Source organism: Streptomyces sp. NPDC088732 (genome assembly GCF_044751205.1).
Taxonomy (GTDB): Bacteria; Actinomycetota; Actinomycetes; order Streptomycetales; family Streptomycetaceae; genus Actinacidiphila.
Genome location: NZ_JBIVLI010000013.1, coordinates 222,723 through 237,778 on the forward strand (window position 1 = coordinate 222,723; position 15,056 = coordinate 237,778).

The following is a 15,056-nucleotide window of genomic DNA, read 5'->3' on the forward strand; positions in this document are numbered from 1 at the left end:
GTCCGGGCAGCCCGACCGGCCGCGGGCCGACTCCCCGCCCCGCGACGCACCGCGACCGGCGGAGCTCAGATGACGACGGCCCCGCCGTCCCCCGCGAGGAACCCGCCGAGCCGGTCGAGGAAGGTGCGCTGCGCGGGCAGGATGCGGTCGGCGGCCACGTCGAGGGGGAACCACTCGGCGCGGTCGACCTCGGGGAACTCCCGGAGGTTCCCCGAGCCCCGGGGCCACTCCATGGTGAAGGTGCCGGGTACGACGAGGGCGGTGTCGAGGTCGCCCTCCAGGGCCCAGATAGTGACGATCTTGCCGTTGGGCTGGGTGGTCTCCCCCAGCGGCAGCAGCTCGCCGTCCGGGACGGGCAGGCCCAGCTCCTCCAGGAACTCGCGCCGGGCGGCCGCCTCGGCGGTCTCGTCCGGCTCGTACTCGCCCTTGGGGATGGTCCATCCCCCGGCGTCCTTCGACGCCCAGAAGGGGCCGCCCATGTGCCCCAGCAGCACCTCGGGCCCGGGGCCCGGGGTGCCGCGGAAGAGCAGGATTCCCGCGCTGCGCTTGACCGCCTTGCCGCCGGCCTTCCCCGCTGCTGTCATCCGACCAGTCTGGCCGGTCAGTCCCGGCCCAGCCACAGGTCGGGGCCGAAGACCTCGTAGTGCACGGCGGAGGCGGGGACTCCGCGCTCCAGCAGCTGGGTGCGGACGGCGCGCAGGAACGGCAGCGGGCCGCAGAGGTATGCCTGGAGCCCGTCGGGCAGCGGGACGTCGCCGAGGTCCACCCGGCCGCTCCGGTCCCCGGACAGGGCCCCCTGGAGGTCCTCGTACCAGAAGTGGGCGCTGCCCCGGGGCAGCTTGCCGGTCAGGGCGCGGTGGTCGTCGGCCAGTGCGTGGTCGGCCGGCGAGCGGTCGCCGTGGACGACGGCGACGGGCGCCTCGTAGCCGGTCCCGGCGAGCCGGTGGAGCATCGCGAGCATCGGGGTGCAGCCGATGCCGGCGGACGCCAGCAGCAGCGGGGCGCCCTCGTCGCGCAGGACGACGTCGCCGTAGGGGGCGGACAGTTCGAGCCGCGCGCCCTCGGCCACGTGGTCGTGGAGGTGCCCCGAGACCTCGCCCGCGGGGTTGCCGGCGTCACCGCGCACCCGCTTGACGCTGAACCGGCGGGTGGCCTCGCCCGGGGCCCCGGACAGGCTGTACTGGCGGATCTGCCGGGCGCCGTCGGGGAGTTCGACGCGCACGGACACGTACTGGCCGGGTCCGAAGTCGGGCAGGGGGCGGCCGTCGGCGGGGCGCACCCGGAAGGTGACGACGTCCTCGGTCTCGCGGACCCGCTCGACGACCTCCCACGGCCGCCAGGTGTCGCCGAGGAGGACGCCCTTCTCGGCGTACAGGCGCTCCTCGATGGCGATGAGGGCGTTCGCCATGAGCCAGTAGACCTCGCCCCAGGCGGCCGCGACCTCCTCGGTGACGGCGTCGCCCAGGACCTCGGCGATGCCGGCGAACAGGTGCGTGTGGACGACCTCGTACTGGCCGGGGCTGATGCCGAGGGAGGCGTGCTTGTGCGCGATGCGGGCCAGCATGGCGTCCGGCCGCTGCTCGGGGTGCTCGACGAGGGCGGTGGCGAAGTGGGCGATGGCCGCCGCGAGCGCCTGCCGCTGGGTGCCGTCGGCCTGGTTGCCGCGGTTGAACAGGTCGCGCAGCAGCTCGGGGTGGGCGGTGAAGAGCCGGTCGTAGAAGCGCTCGGAGATCTCGTTGATCGCCGCGCCGACGGCGGGCAGGGTGGCGCGGACGATCGTGGCGGACTTCTCGCTGAGCATGGACGGCTCCTTAATAGGCATATGACATTCGCATTAAAAGGCGCGCGAAGGCCCGCCCTCGGTGCATCGGCGAAGGGGACGCGGAACGGACCGCCTCAGGCGCCGGGACCGGACGGACCCCGCCCGACCAGCCCGACCAGGAGCGGCCCCGTCGGCGCGGCCGTCAGGTCCTCGACCGTGAGCGGGTCGAGGGAGGCGTAGAAGGCCTCCTGCGCGCGGCGCAGCGCCCCGCGCAGCCGGCAGGCGCCGGCCAGCGGGCACGGCACCTCCCCCTCGCAGTCCACCACGTCCCCGGCCCCCTCCAGCTCCCGCACCAGGGCGCCGATCGAGGCCGTGCGCCCGGCGGCGGTGAGGGTCAGGCCCCCGCCGCGGCCGCGCCGGGTCTCGACCATCCCGAGGTGCTGGAGCCGGGCCACGACCTTGGCGAGGTGCGAGTACGGGACCCGTACCGCGTCGGCGACGTCCCGCGCGGTGGACGGCTCGCCCTTGACGGCGAGGGCCATCACCGCGCGGAGCGCGAGGTCGGTGGACTTGGTGAGGCGCATACGTCGAGGCTAGATAATGCGCATCTGAGATTCAAGTTAAGGCGGGCCTGCTGCGGCCCATGTCACACGAGCCCCGCCGCGCACGGCGGCCTCGCACTGACGGCGCGCGCGCTCGGCGCTATGTTGGCCTCCGGAGGAACATCCGACGGAATGAGGGCATGATCCCGAACGAAGCCTCCGCCCAGGAACCGCGAGCGCCATCGGAGCAGCCCGGAGAGGACAGGCTGCGGCTGCTCCTGTCCACGGGCGACGACCAGGGCGAACGCGATGCGCTGCGGCTGGGGCTGCAACAGGCGGTGGGCGCCCTGGCAGGGCTGGGCGGGCTGGTGCACCTGCGCGGACGGCAGGCCCGCGGCGGGATCCCGCTGCGACTGGCCACCAGCATCGGGCTCCCCCGCAATCTCACCCGCGGCTGGGTCTACCTCGCCGACCACGACCGCACCGCACCCGGCCGGGCCACCGCGGAGAACACCCGGCTGTGGCTGCCCACGACCGCGGTGACCCCCGGCCCCCTCCCGCCCCGCTCCGGCGTCGCGGCGGTCCCGCTGCCCGGCCCCGAGGGTCCGCTCGGCGCGCTGTCCGTGGTGACGACCGGCGATCTGCCGCCCACCGACAGCCAGTGGGACCTGCTCGAACGGGTCGCGGCCTGGGTGGCCGACCGGCTCGGGCGTCCCGAACCGGCCGAGTCGCGCGAGCGCTGGCGGCTGGCCGAACGCAGGCCCGGCACCCGGCTCCCCAGCACCGCCACCGACGTGGGCGTGGGCACCTGGGAGTGGAACGTCCGCACGGGCGAGGCCTTCCTCGACGACACCGCCCAGCACGTCTTCGGCATGTCCCCCGACATGTACGACGGGCGTATCGAGACCTGGGTGGAACTCGTCCACCCCGAGGACCTGCCCTGGGTGATCGCCGACGCCGAGGACGCCGCCCGGGCGGTCGGCGGCTACGCCTCCGAGTACCGGGTCCGGCGCCCCGACGGCGGCTTCCGCTGGGTCCAGGCGCGCGGGCGCAGCGTGCACGGCGACGACGGCAGGCCGCTGCTGCTGCGCGGGGTGCTGTGGGACAGCACCGAGACCAGGGTCGCGATGGACACCGTGGGACGCGCGCTGCGGCACATGAGCGACGGCTTCCTCGCCCTCGCCCCGGACGGGCGGATCGTCTTCGCCAACGCCCAGGCCGAGCGGCTGCTCGGCGTCCACGGCAGGACCGGCGGCCGGATCCTGTGGGACCTGCCCGGGGTCCGCCCCTCGGGGCTGGAGGCCCGCTGCCGGGAGGCCGCCGACTCCGGGCACCCGGTCAGCGGCGACATCGCCTGGGACGGCGCGCACCGCAGGTACCGGGTGCGGGTGATGCCCGTGCCCGACGGACTGACCGTCTACCTCACCGACGTGTCCGAGCAGCGCCGGGCCGAGGAGGCGCGGGCCAAGGCCGCGCAGGCCGCCGCCGACCGCGCCGCGCACATCGGACGGCTGACCACGGCGCTCGCCGAGGCGGTGACCGTGAACGACGTCGTGCACGCCGTCGCCGAGCGCGTGCTGCCGCTGTTCGACGCGACCGGGCTGATCGTGCAGACCCTGGAGGGCGACCTCCTGCACGCCGTCGGCTTCGTGGGCTACCCCCCGGACCTCCTGCGGCGCACCGGACTGGAGCGGCTCGACCCCGGAACCCCCGGCGCCGACGCCCTCCGCGGCCGGGTGCCGCTCTACATCACCTCGGCCCGCGAGTACGACTCCCTCTACCCGGCCCGTGCCGAACTGCGCGAGTGGGCGCAGAAGCACGCCTGGGCGTTCCTGCCGCTGATCGTCTCCGGCAAGCCGGTCGGCTGCTGCGTCGTCTCCTTCTCCGAGCCGCGCCCCTTCGCCGAGGAGGAGCGGACCCTGCTCACCGCGCTCGCCGGGCTGATCGCCCAGGCGCTGGAGCGCGCCCGGCTGTACGACGCCGAGCACGGCAGGGCCCAGGAACTGCAGCGCGGCCTGCTCCCCCGTACGCTGCCGGTGCTGCCCGCGGTCACTGCCGCCGCGCGCTACCTGCCGGCCACCGAGGGGACGACGGCCGGCGGCGACTGGTACGACGTCATCCCGCTCTCCGCCGACCGCACCGCGCTGGTCATCGGCGACGTGATGGGCCACGGGATCTCCGAGGCCGTCACGATGGGCCGGCTGCGCACCGCCGTGCACACCCTGGCGGGTCTCGAACTGCCGCCGGACGAGCTGATGGCGCATCTCAACGACCTGGTCAGCGATCTCGGCGACGACTTCTACGCGACCTGCCTGTACGCCGTGTACGACCCCGCGGCGGGGCGCTGCGCCCTGACGCGGGCGGGCCATCCGCCGCCCGCGCTGGTCCGTCCCGACGGCACCGTCCACTTCGTCGGCGGCCCGCCCGACCCCCCGCTGGGGGCGGCCACCCCGCCCTTCGCCCTCGTGGAGTTCGCAGTGCCGGACCGGAGTCTGCTGGCCCTGTACTCCGACGGCCTGGTCGAGTCCTCGCAGCGGGACATCGACACCGGCATGGCCGAGCTCGCCGCTGCCCTGACCGGGGCCCTCGCGCAGGCGCCCGCCCAGTCCGGCGGCGGCCGGCACGACGAGCGGCGGGAGGAGGTGGACCGTCTGGAGCGGCTGTGCGAGGAGGTCTCCGCGGCCCTCGACATCGGCAAGGGGCACGCCGGCGACGACGCGGCGCTGCTGATCGCCCGCACCCACGCGCTGGCCCCCGGGGACATGGCCTCGTGGTCGCTGCCCGAGGACCCGGTCGCCGCCGGCGAGGCCCGCGACCACGTGCGGCGGCAGCTGGAGCGGTGGGGCCTCGACGACCTGGTCACCACCACGGAACTGATCGCCAGCGAGCTGGTCGGCAACGTCGTCCGGCACGCGCGCGGGCCGGTGGTGCTGCGGCTGATCCGCAGCCGGTCCCTGGTGTGCGAGGTTTCGGACGGCAGCCTCACCACCCCGCGCATCCGGCACGCCGCCCCCAGCGACGAGGGCGGCCGCGGGCTGCAGCTGGTCGCCGCGCTCTGCCTGCGGTGGGGCACCCGCTACACCCCGTACGGGAAGAGCATCTGGACCGAGCAGGCGATCCCGGCTCCGGACGCGCTGCGCGAACCCTGAGGCGGGCGGCGCGACCGGGCGGATTACCCTCGGCGGCAGCGATCAAGAACCGGCCGGCGCAGCACCGGTCCCGAGCCAAGGAGCCGAGCGATGCGCATCGCAGTGCTGGACGACTACCAGAGGGCGGCCCACCGCTTCGCCGACTGGAAGGCCCTGGGCGCGGAGGTCGTCTTCCGCCAGGACCACCTCGACACCACCGAGGCGCTGGCCGCGGCGCTGGACGGGTTCGACGTCGTGGTGGCCATGCGGGAGCGCACCCCGTTCACCGCCGAGCGCTTCGCGGCGCTGCCCGCGCTGCGGCTGCTGGTGACGACGGGCATGGCCAACGCGTCCATCGACCTGGAGGCGGCCCGGCGGCACGGGGTGACGGTCTGCGGCACCGACAGCCCCTCGCACGCCACGGCGGAGCTGACGTGGGGGCTGATTCTGTCGCTCACCCGGCACATCCACCAGGAGGCGGCCGGGATGCGGCGCGGCGAGTGGCAGCACAGCATCGGCGGGGACCTGTACGGCCGCACCCTCGGCGTCGTGGGCCTCGGCCGGCTCGGGGCGCGTGTCGCGGCGATCGGCAGTGCCTTCGGCATGCGGGTGCTGGCGTGGAGCACCCACCTCGACCCGGACCGGGCGGCCGAGCACGGCGCCGTGGCGGTGGACAAGGCGGAGCTGTTCTCGGCCTCCGACGTCGTCACCGTCCACTACAAGCTGAGCGAGCGCAGCACGGGCCTGGTCGGTGCAGCGGAACTGGCCCGGATGAAGCCGTCCGCACTGCTGGTGAACACCTCCCGCGGTCCGCTCGTCGACACTCCCGCGCTGGTCGCCGCGCTGCGCGAGGGCCGGATCGCGGGCGCGGCGCTGGACGTGTACGACACCGAGCCGCTGCCCCCGCGGGACGAGCTGCGCACCCTGCGCAACACCCTGCTCACCCCGCACCTCGGCTATGTCACGGAGGCCACGTACGACGTCTTCTACCGTCAGGCCGCCGAGAACATCGCGGCCTTCCGCGACGGGACGCCGCTGCGGGTGCTGACGTCCTGACAGCGGGCGGGACACGGCTCGGGGGAAGACCGGCGACCGGTCCTCCCCCGCCGTGTGCGGTTCAGTGGCCGCGGGCGATCCACTCGTCGAGATGCGGTGCCTCCGCGCCGATCGTCGTGCTGTCCCCGTGCCCGGTGCGGACGACCGTCTCCGGCGGCAGCGTCAGCAGGCGGTCGCGGATCGAGTCGACGATGGTGGGGAAGTCCGAGAAGGACCGCCCGGTGGCACCCGGGCCGCCCTGGAAGAGGGTGTCGCCGGTGAAGACCGTGCCGAGCCCGGGCGCGTACAGGCAGACGGCGCCCGGGGCGTGGCCCGGGGTGTGCAGGACGGTGAGGCCGGTGCCGGCGACGGCGATCTCCTGACCGTCCGTCAACTCGCCGTCGGGGGCGCGGTCGGGGTGGGTGTGCTTCCACAGCGGCAGGTCGTCGCCGTGCAGCAGGACCGGTGCCCCCGTCAGCGACGCGAGCGCGGGTGCCGCGTCGATGTGGTCGTTGTGCGCATGGGTGCTGACGATGGCGAGCAGGCGCCGTCCGCCGAGCGCGCGGGCGATGGCCTCGGCGTCGTGGGCGGCGTCGATGACGATCGCCTCGCTGTCGTCGCCGACGATCCAGACGTTGTTGTCGACGTCCCAGGTGCCGCCGTCGAGGGAGAACGTGCCGGAGGTGACGAGGTGGTCCACGCGGGCGGCCATCAGAGGACCACCACCGAACGCAGGACGTCGCCGCCGTGCATGCGCTCGAACGCCTTCTCCACCTCTTCCAGGGCGATGGTCTCGGTGACGAAGGCCGCCAGGTCGAGCCGGCCCTGCTGGTACAGGTCGATCAGCATGGGGAAGTCGCGGGAGGGCAGGCAGTCGCCGTACCACGAGGACTTCAGGGCGCCGCCGCGGCCGAAGACGTCCAGCAGCGGGAGCTCCAGCTTCATCTCCGGGGTGGGGACGCCGACCAGCACGACGGTGCCGGCCAGGTCGCGGGCGTAGAACGCCTGCTTGTACGTCTCGGGGCGGCCGACCGCCTCGATGACGACGTCGGCGCCGAAGCCGCCGGTCAGCTCGCGGATCGCCTCGACCGGGTCGGTCTCCTTGGAGTTGACGGTGTGGGTGGCCCCGAGCTTCCTGGCCGTCTCCAGCTTCCGCACGTCGATGTCGACGGCGATGATCTTCGACGCGCCCGCCAGCCGCGCGCCCATGACGGCCGCACCGCCGACGCCGCCGCAGCCGATGACGGCGACGCTGTCCCCGCGGCCGACGGCGCCGGTGTTGATTGCGGCGCCGAAGCCGGCCATGACGCCGCAGCCGAGCAGTCCGGCGACGGCCGGGCTGGCGGCGGGGTCGACCTTGGTGCACTGACCCGCGTGGACCAGGGTCTTCTCGGCGAAGGCGCCGATGCCCAGAGCCGGGGACAGCTCGGTGCCGTCCAGCAGGGTCATCTTCTGCTTGGCGTTGTGGGTGTTGAAGCAGTACCAGGGGCGGCCGCGCAGACAGGCGCGGCACTGGCCACAGACCGCGCGCCAGTTGAGGACGACGAAGTCGCCGGGGGCCACGTCGGTCACGCCCTCGCCGACGGACTCCACGACACCGGCCGCCTCGTGGCCGAGGAGGAAGGGGAAGTCGTCGTTGATGCCGCCCTCGCGGTAGTGCAGGTCGGTGTGGCACACCCCGCACGCCTGGACGCGGACCAGCGCCTCGCCCGGCCCCGGGTCGGGCACGACGATCGTTTCCAGGCTGACGGGGGAACCCTTCTCCCGGGCGACGACGGCACGGACCTGGTGGGCCATGGGGCACTCCTCGGCTGCTGCTGATCCTGGGACGGACGTTTCTCGACGCGGCACACAACGCGCATATCGCACCGCAAGCATCGGCGACCGCGGACAGGGCGGTCAAGGACCGCACAGCCCGGCCGGCCGCGTCCATTCTTACCAGGGATCTTCCCGGTGGGCGCCGCACGGCGGGGTGTTCGCCCCTCAGCCGGTGTGCAGCAGCAGCCGCGCACTCCGGTCGCCCGCCGCGCGGGCGGCCGGGAGGAGCGCGGCCGTCACGGCGACCGCCACGCACACGAAGCCGACCAGCAGGAGCGCGGTCCACGGCGGCGACTGGGCGATGCCCGCGCCGACGCCGCTGGAGCGGCCCTGGAGGTCGATCAGCCAGTCCGACGCGTACACCCCGGCCGTGACACCGGCGACCGCGGCCGTCAGCGCGGTCAGCCCGATGCCCGTCACCACCGTCGCCACGGTCTGCTGGGGCGTCAGGCCCACCGCGCGGTAGGCGCGCATGTCGCGGGCGTGGTCGCGGATGCCGGTGCCGACCGCCGTGGAGAGCTCGGCCAGCGCGATCAGCGCCAGCACGGTCACCAGGCCGATGACGACCCCCCGCACCGGGGAGAGTTCGGCGCCGGGGCCGGCGACCTCGCGGACCTCCAGCGCGCCGCCCGAGGCCTCCGACAGCCGGGTGCGCACCGACGTCCGGTCCGCGCCCGGCCGCAGGGCCAGGCTGTAGTACTCCGGGCGGATCGTGTCGTCCTGGGCGCGCAGCACGTCCAGCGGCGCCGAGATCACCCGGCCGCCGTGCGCGGTCTCGATGCTGCGCCCGACGATGTGCAGGATGTGCGGGGTCCCGCCGACCGTCACCCGCACCCACTGGCCGACGCCCGCGTGCAGCGCGTCGAGCAGTCCCTGCCCCGCGACGGCCTCGTCCGGCCCGGTGGGGCGGCGGCCCTCGACGACGGCGAACGGGTAGGGGTCCGCGGCGGTGCCGATGCCGCGCAGCGTGACGGACTGCGACTGGCCGGGCGCCAGCGCGGTGAGTTCCGCGCCCGGGTGGACGGCGCCGACCGCCGGGTCCGCGGCCAGCAGCCGGCGCGCGGCCGCGTCGGTCAGCCCGTTCGGCCGGGCGGTCAACGCCCCGGCCTGGCCGACCTGTTCGGGGTGGCGCTCGAACCGGTCCAGGGTGGCCCAGGTCCCCAGCGCGACGGTGATCATCAGTACCGGCAGCGCGAGCCGGGCGACCGCGACCGCGGAGCGCAGCGGACGGTGCAGCACCCCGCGGCAGCCCAGGACGAGGGCGGGCGGGGTGCGCAGCCGCAGCGCGGCCCTGGCCGCACCCGACATCCGCCGCCGCCCGGGAACGGCCCCGCGCGCGGCGGGAATCGGCGGCACCTGGCCGGCCCGCCACGCGGCGAGCACGGTGGCCAGGGCGATGACCAGCACGGTCGCCGCGGCCGTGCCGGGCAGCGCCCAGGTGTGCTGCGGCAGCCCCCGCCACAGTGCCACGGCCTCGCCCATCGGGCCGGGGATGCCCGGTGCCAGGGTCTCCGCCGCCACCGCGCCGAGCAGCACCCCGGCGGTGGCGAGCACGGCATGCTGGACCAGGAACATCCGCACGACCTGCGCCGGGGTGAAGCCGACGGCCTTGAGCACCGCGATGTCGCGCACGTAGGCCAGCACACGGGTGCCGATGCCGCCGGTCACCGCGATCGCCGCGGCCAGCAGCGCGGCGAGGCCGAACAGCCCGAGCAGCAGCCCGAGAAGGTGGTTGTCGCCCTCGGCGTCGGCGCGCGCCTCGCGCCAGGTGGAGACCGTCAGCACATGGTCCGAGCCCACGGCGGTGACAGCCCGTTGCACGACGAAGGCCGTGTCGGCGGGGTCGGCGAGCCGCAGCCCGACCGTCTCCCCGGGGCGTCCGGCGCCCGGGCCGAGCGCGCCGACCAGCGCGGAGGAGGCCCAGCCGGTGCCCGGCCCGTCACCCGGCGTGTAGTGCGGCTCGGCGGTCTCCGCGACGCCCACCACCCGCACGGTGCCGCGCCGTCCGCCGCCGGTGACGGTGATCTCGTCCCCGGGCTCGGCCCACAGCGCGGTGGCCACCGACCGTTCCAGCACCACCCCGTCGCCGGCGCCGCCGTCGAGCCAGCGGCCGCGGTCCAGCAGCGGCCGGCCCACCTCCGGCGGGGTCGGGCCGGCGGCACGCAGGTCCAGGGCGGCCTTCTCCCGGCCGTGCTGGGCGGTGACGGTGAGCGTGCGGTAGGGGCCGGAGACGCCGGTCACGCCGTCCAGCCGGGACAGCGAGGCGGTGCCGGTGGCCGTGCCGTCGGTGCGCAGCCACACGTGCGCGCCCTGCGTGGCGGCGAACATCCGCTGCCAGGGGTTGGCCGCGTAGACCAGCAGCGCGACCGACAGCAGCAGCGCCACGGTGATCCCCGTGGTGGCCAGGACGATGGACAGGGCCTGCCCGCGGTGCGTGCGCAGATCGGCGAGGGCCCAGCGGACGGTGGCGCGCACGGCGGTCAGCCCTGCAGCTTCACGACGTCGGCGGCGGCGCGGGAGGGACGGGCGGCGGCCGACGGGGCGTCGAGGACGACGTCGTCGACGATCCGGCCGTCGAAGAGGCTGATCACCCGGTCCGCGGCGCTGGCCACCTTGGCGTCGTGGGTGACCAGCAGGATGGTCTGGCCGCGTTCGTGGCAGCGGGCGAGCAGCCGCAGCACCTCCCGGCTGCCCCTGCTGTCCAGGCTGCCGGTGGGCTCGTCGGCCAGCAGCAGCGCCGGGCGGTTGACCAGGGCACGGGCGAGGGCGACGCGCTGCTGCTCGCCGCCGGAGAGGTCGGCGGGGGTGCTGTCCTCCTTGCCCTCCAGGCCGAGTTCGGCCAGCAGCTCCTGCCGGGCGGCGCGTACCTGGCGCGGCGAGCGGCCGGCCAGCAGGGCGGGCAGTTCGATGTTGTCGGCCACGGTGAGGGTGGAGACGAGGTTGAAGAACTGGAAGACGATGCCGACGCCGCGCCGCCGCAGCACCGCCCAGCGCGCCTCGCTGAGCTGGTCGACCCGCTGCCCGTCCAGCCATATCCGCCCGCGGTCGGGCCGCTCCAGCCCGCCGAGCAGATGCAGCAGGGTCGACTTGCCCGCGCCCGACGGCCCGGTGACGGCGACGAACTCGCCGGGCCGGACCTCCAGGTCGACCCCGCGCACCGCCCTGACCTCGTTGCCGTCCACGCGGTGCGTCTTGACCAGTCCCTCGACCCGGAGCATGTGGGACGCCTGCGGGAGGGGCGGTTCGGCCCGTCTCATTCCAGCTCCTCCTGGCAGCGCTCCAGCCAGTCGAGGTCGGCCTGCAGATGCAGGGTCGCGCCCTCGATGAGCAGTTGCGCGATGCGGTTGTCCCGGTCCTCCGCCGAGGCGAGCCGCGACATGGCCCGCATCAGGTTGAGGTAGTGGCGGCGCTGCTTGTTGATCAGGGAGACCTGGTCGGCCATTCCCGTGGCGGGGGCGAGGGCGAGCTTCATGAAGAACTCGTCGCGCACCCGGGGCTCGCTGGACGGCTCCTCGAACCAGGCGGAGACCGCCTCCCGCCCGGCGTCGGTGAGTTCGTAGATCCGCTTGTTGGGCCGGCCGGACTGCGTGACGTCCTCGCCCCGGATCAGTCCCGACTTCTCCAGGCGGGCCAGTGTCACGTAGATCTGGCCGATGTTCGGCTGGGGATAGGCGGCGCCGAAGACCTTCTCGAGCTCGGTCTTGAGCTCGTAGCCGTGGGCGGGCCCCTTGGCGAGCAGTGCCATGAGGGGAAGGCGCACGCTCGTCCCGCCTCCTCCCCGGCTACCTGCCTGTTAGGGGCCGCAGTTGCCCCGGCCCGTCGTCGAGCAGGCCATATTGCCGCAATGGCTAGTATCGCGCATGTCCAACAGGTATACATGGCCCTTCGGACGACGACGACGTCGCACCGGGGCGGGACCTGGAGGATCGGATGCGCTGGGCGCGGGCCGCGGGAAGAACGCTGCTCGTCGCCACGCTGCTGGCGACCGGGTACGGGGGCGCGGGCGCGCGTGCCGCCGACGGGCCGCCCGGCGAGGGCGGCCGCGGGCCGGTGACGCTGGCCACCGGCCGGGATCTGACCGGGTACCTCCAGCACGTCCTGGACGGCTGGAACCGCGCCCACCCGCTGGAGCGGGCCACCCTGGTGGAGCTGCCGGAGGCCGCCGACGAGGTGCACGCGCAGATGGCGGACAGCCTGCGGTCCGGCAGCGACCGCTTCGACGTGCTCAACATCGACGTGGCGTGGACATCGGAGTTCGCGGGCGCGGGCTGGATCGCGCCGGTCGACCCGCGCGGGCTGCCGCTGGACCGGCTGCTGCCGTCGGTGGTGGACACCGCGACGTTCCACGGGCGGCTCTACGCGGTGCCGTACGTGACCAACGCCGGGCTGCTGTACTACCGCAAGGACATCCTCGACCGGGAGCACCTGGCCCCGCCGCGCACCTGGGCGCAGTTGGAGGACGAGGCGGAGACGCTCGCGCCGAAGTACCGGATCGGCGGCTACGCCGGGCAGTTCCTGCCGTACGAGGGGCTGACGGTCAATGTCACCGAGGCCGTGCAGTCGGCGGGCGGCGGCATCCTCGGCGGCGAGGGCACCCGTGTCACCGTCGACTCGGCGGCGGCGCGGGAGGGGCTGGACTTCCTCGTGCGCGGGGTGCGCGAGGGCTGGATCCCGCGTGCTGCCCTGCGGTTCAAGGAGGAGGAGTCCCGGCGCGCCTTCCAGGACGGCGAGTTGCTCTTCCTGCGCAACTGGCCGTACGTGTACGACCTGGCGTCGGACCCTGACTCGAAGGTGGCCGGCCGGTTCGGCGCGGTGCCGCTGCCGGGCCCCGGCGGTCCGGGCTCCAGTGTGCTCGGCGGGTCCAACCTCGCGGTCAGCACCCACGCGCGGCATCCGCGCACGGCGGCCGATCTGATGGCGTACATGACGGGTGAGTCCGTGCAGCGCCAGGTGCTCACCGAGGGTTCGCTGCCGCCGGTGTGGGCGGACCTGTACCGGGACCCGGTGCTGGTGCGACGCTATCCGTACCTGCCGGTGCTGGAGCAGAGCGTGCGGGCGGCCAAGCCGCGTCCGAAGAGCGCGCGTTACGAGCAGGTGAGCCTGGCGGTCGCGGCGGTCAGCCGGGACGCGCTGGCGCAGCACACGACGCCGGGGCAGGCGGTGGCGCGGCTGGACCGCGAGCTGCGGGAGATCGTACGGGGCGGCTGAACCTCCTCGCCATAGTTACTTGTTAAGTAGCGAGTTGACGTCCCTCCCGCCGTACGTCTTGCACCTTTCCTGACAAAACCCCGCACTGCACGCTGTTTTTGGCAGCTCCATTGACATCTCCTGGAAACAGATACCTAACATGCATGCATAACCGGCCAGTTGACGCGGCGTGCCGTGTCCGTTCATGCGCCGTTCCACCGAGGAGAGGACACCGTCCCGATGAAGCGCACGCTCGTCGTGGCCACCGCACTGTGCGGTCTGGCCCTCACGACCACCGCCTGCGGCGGCGACACGAAGGCCGCCTCCGACTCCGGCGCCGGCAAGGGTTCGGGCGGTCAGGAGCTCAAGGGCCAGACGGTGACGGTCGCCGCCGTGTGGACCGGCACGGAGCAGAAGAACTTCCAGAAGGTCCTGGACGGCTTCACCGCGAAGACCGGGGCGAAGGTCGCCTACGTGTCCACCGGCGACAACTTCGCCACGGTGCTGGGCAGCAAGATCGAGGGCGGCGACTCGCCCGACGTCGCCATGGCCCCGCAGCCCGGTGTGGTCCAGCAGTTCGCGGGCAAGGGCTGGCTGCTGCCGCTGTCCCCGGCCGTGAAGAGCGCCGCGGAGCAGAACTTCGCCAAGGTCTGGCAGACGTTCGGCACCGTCGACGGCACCTACTACGGCCTGTACTTCAAGGCCTCCGACAAGTCGACCGTCTGGTACAGCCCGCAGGCGCTGGACACCGCCGGCGTGCAGCCGCCGAAGACCTTCCAGGAGCTGCTGGACGCCGCCGGCGCGATCTCCGACTCGGGTCTGCCGGCCTTCGCCGTGGGCGGCTCGGACGGCTGGACGCTCACCGACTGGTTCGAGAACGTCTACCTCTCGCAGGCGGGCCCGGAGAACTACGACAAGCTGACGCAGCACCAGATCCCGTGGACCGACCCGACCGTGGTCAAGGCGCTCGGCACCCTGGCGAAGGTGTTCGGCAAGGACGACCTCATCGCGGGCGGCCGCAAGGGCGCCCTGGCCACCAGCTTCCCCGACTCCGTCGCCCAGGTCTTCGGCAAGACCCAGAAGGCCGGCATGGTCTACGAGGGCGACTTCGTCGGCGGCGTCGTCTCCGGGGACCTCGGCCGCACGGTCGGCGAGGACGCCAAGTTCTTCCCGTTCCCCTCCGTCGACGGCGGTCCCGCGCCGGTGGTCGGCGGCGGCGACGCCGCGGTGGCGCTGAAGTCCGGCAAGAACACCAAGGCCGGGATGAAGCTGCTGGAGTACCTGGCGACCCCCGAGGCCGCGGCGATCTGGGCCAAGGCGGGCGGCTACCTGTCGCCCAACCAGAAGCTCGACCCGGCCGCCTACGCCGACGACACCACGCGCGAGACGGCCAAGTCCCTCGTCGGCGCCGGGGACACGGTGCGCTTCGACATGTCCGACCAGACCCCTCCCGCCTTCGGCGGCACGCCCGGCAAGGGCGAGTGGAAGATCCTCCAGGACTTCCTGGCCGACCCGAAGGACCCCAAGGCCACCGCGGCGAAGCTCGAGGCCGCGGCCGCCAAGGCCTACCAGGGCTGAGGTCCC

The 15,056-nt window shown here is 74.1% G+C and carries 12 protein-coding genes; 4 read left to right on the forward strand and 8 right to left on the reverse strand.

Annotation, left to right across the window (positions count from 1 at the left end):
* Positions 1–65 precede the first annotated feature (65 nt).
* From ACIP9H_RS22905 to ACIP9H_RS22915, 3 genes are all read right to left on the reverse strand, one after another.
* Positions 66–584: an NUDIX domain-containing protein gene (locus ACIP9H_RS22905; RefSeq protein WP_401960443.1), complete on the reverse strand. Its 519-nt coding sequence runs from the start codon at positions 582–584 to the stop codon at positions 66–68.
* Between the two features lie 17 nt (positions 585–601).
* The gene (locus ACIP9H_RS22910; protein WP_401960446.1) at positions 602–1,801 is read right to left on the reverse strand and encodes a globin domain-containing protein; all 1,200 of its coding nucleotides are present in this window, start codon (positions 1,799–1,801) and stop codon (positions 602–604) included.
* Positions 1,802–1,896: 95 nt separating this feature from the next.
* Positions 1,897–2,346 carry an RrF2 family transcriptional regulator gene (locus tag ACIP9H_RS22915; RefSeq protein ID WP_401590544.1) on the reverse strand — a complete coding sequence of 150 codons (450 nt, stop codon included), beginning with the start codon at positions 2,344–2,346 and terminating at the stop codon, positions 1,897–1,899.
* A gap of 158 nt (positions 2,347–2,504) precedes the next feature.
* Here ACIP9H_RS22915 and ACIP9H_RS22920 point away from each other — a divergent pair, with 158 nt between their 5' ends.
* Positions 2,505–5,453 carry a SpoIIE family protein phosphatase gene (locus ACIP9H_RS22920; RefSeq protein WP_401960449.1) on the forward strand — a complete coding sequence of 983 codons (2,949 nt, stop codon included), beginning with the start codon at positions 2,505–2,507 and terminating at the stop codon, positions 5,451–5,453.
* 90 nt (positions 5,454–5,543) lie between these two features.
* A complete protein-coding gene (locus tag ACIP9H_RS22925) occupies positions 5,544–6,488 on the forward strand; it encodes a D-2-hydroxyacid dehydrogenase family protein (protein WP_401960452.1) in 945 nt (314 codons plus the stop codon).
* A gap of 61 nt (positions 6,489–6,549) precedes the next feature.
* On the opposite strand, the gene ACIP9H_RS22930 is transcribed toward ACIP9H_RS22925, so the two are convergent.
* The 5 genes from ACIP9H_RS22930 to ACIP9H_RS22950 form a co-directional block, all read right to left on the reverse strand.
* Positions 6,550–7,179: an MBL fold metallo-hydrolase gene (locus ACIP9H_RS22930; protein ID WP_401960454.1), complete on the reverse strand. Its 630-nt coding sequence runs from the start codon at positions 7,177–7,179 to the stop codon at positions 6,550–6,552.
* On the reverse strand, positions 7,179–8,264 hold the full coding sequence (locus tag ACIP9H_RS22935; protein WP_401960457.1) for an S-(hydroxymethyl)mycothiol dehydrogenase: 1,086 nt from the start codon (positions 8,262–8,264) through the stop codon (positions 7,179–7,181). Before ACIP9H_RS22935 ends, ACIP9H_RS22930 begins: the two co-directional genes overlap by 1 nt.
* Before the next feature lie 186 nt (positions 8,265–8,450).
* The gene (locus ACIP9H_RS22940) at positions 8,451–10,760 is read right to left on the reverse strand and encodes an FtsX-like permease family protein (RefSeq protein WP_401590557.1); all 2,310 of its coding nucleotides are present in this window, start codon (positions 10,758–10,760) and stop codon (positions 8,451–8,453) included.
* Between the two features lie 5 nt (positions 10,761–10,765).
* Positions 10,766–11,542, reverse strand: a complete 777-nt coding sequence (locus ACIP9H_RS22945; RefSeq protein ID WP_401590560.1) for an ABC transporter ATP-binding protein — start codon at positions 11,540–11,542, stop codon at positions 10,766–10,768.
* Positions 11,539–12,045, reverse strand: coding sequence for a PadR family transcriptional regulator (locus tag ACIP9H_RS22950; protein WP_360899707.1), 507 nt, complete (start codon positions 12,043–12,045; stop codon positions 11,539–11,541). Before ACIP9H_RS22950 ends, ACIP9H_RS22945 begins: the two co-directional genes overlap by 4 nt.
* 170 nt (positions 12,046–12,215) lie before the next feature.
* Here ACIP9H_RS22950 and ACIP9H_RS22955 point away from each other — a divergent pair, with 170 nt between their 5' ends.
* The gene (locus ACIP9H_RS22955; protein WP_401960461.1) at positions 12,216–13,493 is read left to right on the forward strand and encodes an ABC transporter substrate-binding protein; all 1,278 of its coding nucleotides are present in this window, start codon (positions 12,216–12,218) and stop codon (positions 13,491–13,493) included.
* Positions 13,494–13,712: 219 nt separating this feature from the next.
* On the forward strand, positions 13,713–15,050 hold the full coding sequence (locus ACIP9H_RS22960; RefSeq protein ID WP_401590565.1) for an ABC transporter substrate-binding protein: 1,338 nt from the start codon (positions 13,713–13,715) through the stop codon (positions 15,048–15,050).
* The last annotated feature ends 6 nt before the right edge of the window (positions 15,051–15,056 follow it).